Consider the following 4,010-nt stretch of genomic DNA (forward strand, 5'->3'; position numbering starts at 1 on the left):
ATGTTCATTATGGTTCCCCTCCTCAATTTCTATCTAGTCTCTAATAAAACGGTAAATAGCGCCCGACTCAATTTCGGGAATCGAAGCCGCCTCCACATAGATCGTTCCAGGCAGAGCTTCTGACGTATTGCCGGTAAAATTAACGGTAAAGTGACCCAGCTCCCGTATCGAAGAATTGGCCGTATCGCCGACAAATGCAATCCGAAACTCCGCTCCGTCAAGGACGAATTTGTCTCCCGCCTTAACTTCGCCCGAAAGGCCTCCGTTTTTATGAAGAACAGCGACATCATGCAATTCTTTCGGCGCTTTTTCATCAAAGAAAATCAAAACGTTTTCTTCTGCGATCAAAGGCACGTCCGATCCGATTCCTGTAATGGTTGCGTCATATAAAGTTTGCAACGAAAACACCTCCGTTTATTTGTTTAAGAATAAAGGCCAAAGCTGCACACATAGGCGATCAGCACGGCAATCGGTCCGGTGATTTGTCTGGAAAGCAACACTGCAGGAACGCCGACTTCAATCGTTTCCGGCTTGGCTTCCCCGAGCGTTAAGCCGACAGGGACAAAATCGCATCCTACCTGCGGATTAATGGCGAACAGCGCAGGCAATGCCATTTGCGGGGGAATGTTCCCTTTGCCGATTTCCGAACCGACAAGCACGCCTACGACTTGCGCAATGACTGCGCCCGGTCCGAGCATAGGCGATAAAATCGGAATCGCGCAAATGATCGAAAGGATGACGAGGCCAATAAACGTACCGGCCAAAGGAGTAACAAATTTAGCGATGACATCGCCGATGCCGGTATAAAGAATGATCCCCATGATAGCGCTCACAAAAGCCATGAAAGGCAAAATATTTTTGAGCACCATCTCCATCGTTTCTCTACCTGCCTGGTAAAACACGCTGACCACATTGCCCATGACCCGTCCGATTTTCATAATTAAATTGGACTTCTGATTTTGCGGATATACTTCCTTTGCCCTCGCTTTGGCTTCTTCTTTGATTTCCTTAACCGTTTTGGAGCTCGCAGTGTCAGTGCCGGACGGTACAGCCGCTTCGCTGCTATCCAACGCCGATATACAATTTACATTGACTCCCGAAACGAAATTGTCTTCATTAATAAACCTCATGAGCGGTCCGGAAGGCGAAGTTTGGTGGATATTCAGCGTCAGCACGCCCATTTTAGGATAAACGCCGCATCGGGCTGTACCGCCGCAATCGATCACTACGCATGCCATCTCATCGCTTTCGATGGAGGTGCTGAATCCGTCTTTGGCCTCTGCGCCGGTCAAATCTGCAATCGCTTGAGCTACCGGATGAATACCGCCGCCGGTAACGGAAACAATATACTTCTTTTTCTCGTCCGGCCGGATCACGAGCCCCGTCCCCCAGCCTCCGGTTCCTTTCGCAACTTTGACTGCTTTATAGTTAGCCATAGTTTCATCTCCTTTCGAAATTAAAGAGCTTGCGATTCTCTTTTACGCATCATGGAAGCCGTGATCCATTCCGTCACCAAGCCGCGAATTAAGATGACCACTATGCCGACCAGAAAATAACGAATGGCGAGCGGTCCCAGAGAAAGGTTCAAAGCCGTTATGCCGTTGGCAATGCCCAGATACACGAACAACTCCGATGCATTGGCGTGGGCGAACAATCCGGTAATCGGGTGAACAAAGGATACGGCGGAATCATAAAAAGCCGGTTTTTGACGCTCGGGCAAAAATTTGCCGAAGCTGTAGCACATCGGATTTGTCATAAAGAACACCGCGAGAATCGGGAAAATCGTGTAACGCAATACCGCATATTTTGTCGTTTTTTGCGCAAATTTATTAATTCGCTCTTCGCCCACAAACTTGATGAGCGCATTAATGACGGTAATCAAGCAGATCAGTGTCGGAACGATTCCCGTCAGCAAGCCGACAAACGTTTTTCCTCCTTGTTGAAACATCCCGATAAAGCCTTCGGCTATATGCACTAAAAATTCCATGTGGTTCCCTCCTAAAAGTTTTGTGGAGCGATGCCTCCTCGAATATTATTCGCAACAAAACTGCTTCGGAAGCATTCGCTTAGTTTTGTGGAGCGGTGCTTCTTCGAATATTATTCGCAACAAAACTGCTTCGGAAGCATTCGCTTAGCTTTCCTCCAGCTGTTGTTTGATTTTTTCCGCCGCCATTCGCACAGCGTGCAAACGCGATTCGTTGGAAGAAAGCGCTAGCAGCTCGTGAACCGTGCGGCCCACGAATTCATGCGCTTGTTTAAATCGTCCGAATACAGTCACGCCGGTTAATTCTTTCGCTTGCGTAACGACGCAATTCGAATCGGTTACCAAGACGACGACGGAACCGATCCCGAGCCTGCGCTTGGCAACTCCAACGCCCAAAAAACCTGATCCCTGACTCGACATCATTCTTACAGTCTGCTGATAATGTTTGGACTGAACGTAACTAAGTGCAATTTGGAGAAACCACGCGGTCACGAACAGCACGATAGCCGAGTTCCACCATTGCATTTACCCCACCTCATTTTGCTTTTTACATTTGTCAGTACTCTTTACATTTGTATTATAAACCGCTTTCATTTTTGGTGTCAATCAGAATAATTTTTCTCCGCTTCCGACTTTAAGAAAAAAAGGGTGCCGTATAAGCACCCCAATTCATTCGTTCTGCGAGATCATTTAGCATCGTTCAATTTCTTCACCAGTTCGGAAGCGGTTCGCTCATCGGTAATAAGCGTATTGATGTAGCCTCCCCTTAGTGTTGCCAAAATACTGTCCACTTTATGAATTCCTTCCGTGACGGCAACAACCTTTTTTACATTCCTTAGCTCTTCCACGTTAATCCCGATCACGCGTTCGTTGATCGTATTTTTGGCAATGCTTCCGTCGGCAAGTACAAAGCAAGAGTTGATGTCCCCAACCACCCGGGCTTGTTCCATATTTTTAAGCTCCTCTTTGCCTATATACCCGATCTCCTCCATGGTAGAGCGAATAAAAGGATTACCGATCCCCACAATGGCCAAATCGATTTTTCTCGCTTCTTCCAGAACATCCGAGACGGCTGGCGTTTGGAGCAAAAGCTCACGAAACTTTTCGCTTTCCACGATAGCCGGCGCATACAGCGACTCGCAGCTGCAATTTAATTTTTTGGATAATTCGTAAGCAATTTGATTGGAATGAAGCTCGATTCTGTTGGATCCCATGCCTCCTACCAAAGGGATTACTTTCAAATGTTCATGATGCTCGCCGGGAAATTCTTTGACGAGACTGTGTAAGCTCGTTCCCCATGAAACTCCCACTTTGGCAACGTCTTTCAGTTGCTTTACCACATAGGAAGCCGCTTCTTTAGCCAATGCATTTTTAGCTATTTCAGGCGGCAGCTCCGCAGTAGGAACGACTATAACGTCCTCTACTGAAAAAGCGTTTTCAATTTGTTGTTCCAAATCAATCGTATGAAATGCATCGTCATGAATAATAATCTCTACTAACCCTTCGCTTCTAGCCCTCTGAAGCCCCTTGGAAATAATGGGTCTGGACACGCCGACTTTTTTGGCAATTTCCGCCTGAGTTAATTCATCGAAATAGTACATTCGGCAAATCTTGAGCAAAAACTTTTTTTCACCATCGGTCATCATTGATCAATCCCATCGTTCTTTATCTAAATTTGATTATAACATAATATAGGATGGATGCCATTCGTGAAAAAAATCCACCTTTTTTAGTCCGCTTTAACTAAAAAGGTGGATTGCCCCATTAAATAAATAAAATAATTGCCCTACTCACAACCCTCCCGAGAGGAGGGCTTGATCCTGCAGCTTTCTCAGCTCCCAAATGACGGAAGGGTTGGTTTGCTCGATGGCATCGTACGTAATGACCTCTCCAGCCTTCACCGCCCTGTTCACCGTCTGCGCCTGCACCAGCCCGATCGGCAGCGCTTTCAGCTTCTCCGCATCCGACGCCGTCATGATTTTTCCGTACACCGTAAATCCGCCAATGCCGTCCAAGCGGTCTCCTG

5 protein-coding genes and 1 pseudogene are annotated in these 4,010 nt (G+C 46.9%); all 6 read right to left on the reverse strand.

The features are described from left to right. Positions 1-33: 33 nt before the first annotated feature. Positions 34-399 (reverse strand): PTS glucitol/sorbitol transporter subunit IIA, encoded by a 366-nt coding sequence (locus tag ET33_RS35885; RefSeq protein WP_036694141.1) that lies wholly within the window; start codon positions 397-399, stop codon positions 34-36. A 23-nt stretch (positions 400-422) separates the two neighbouring features. Next, complete coding sequence (gene srlE / locus ET33_RS35890; RefSeq protein WP_036694145.1) at positions 423-1,436, reverse strand: PTS glucitol/sorbitol transporter subunit IIB; 1,014 nt, start codon at positions 1,434-1,436, stop codon at positions 423-425. Between the two features lie 20 nt (positions 1,437-1,456). After that, on the reverse strand, positions 1,457-1,987 hold the full coding sequence (srlA, locus tag ET33_RS35895) for a PTS glucitol/sorbitol transporter subunit IIC (RefSeq protein WP_036694147.1): 531 nt from the start codon (positions 1,985-1,987) through the stop codon (positions 1,457-1,459). A gap of 144 nt (positions 1,988-2,131) precedes the next feature. Beyond that, the gene (locus ET33_RS35900) at positions 2,132-2,509 is read right to left on the reverse strand and encodes a transcriptional regulator GutM (RefSeq protein ID WP_036694149.1); all 378 of its coding nucleotides are present in this window, start codon (positions 2,507-2,509) and stop codon (positions 2,132-2,134) included. A gap of 161 nt (positions 2,510-2,670) precedes the next feature. Beyond that, positions 2,671-3,630 (reverse strand): sugar-binding transcriptional regulator, encoded by a 960-nt coding sequence (locus ET33_RS35905; protein WP_036694151.1) that lies wholly within the window; start codon positions 3,628-3,630, stop codon positions 2,671-2,673. Positions 3,631-3,774: 144 nt separating this feature from the next. Then, positions 3,775-4,010: pseudogene (locus ET33_RS35910) on the reverse strand (NAD(P)H-dependent oxidoreductase); the annotation flags it as partial.

This window comes from Paenibacillus tyrphae (genome assembly GCF_000722545.1).
Lineage (GTDB): Bacteria > Bacillota > Bacilli > Paenibacillales > NBRC-103111 > Paenibacillus_G > Paenibacillus_G tyrfis.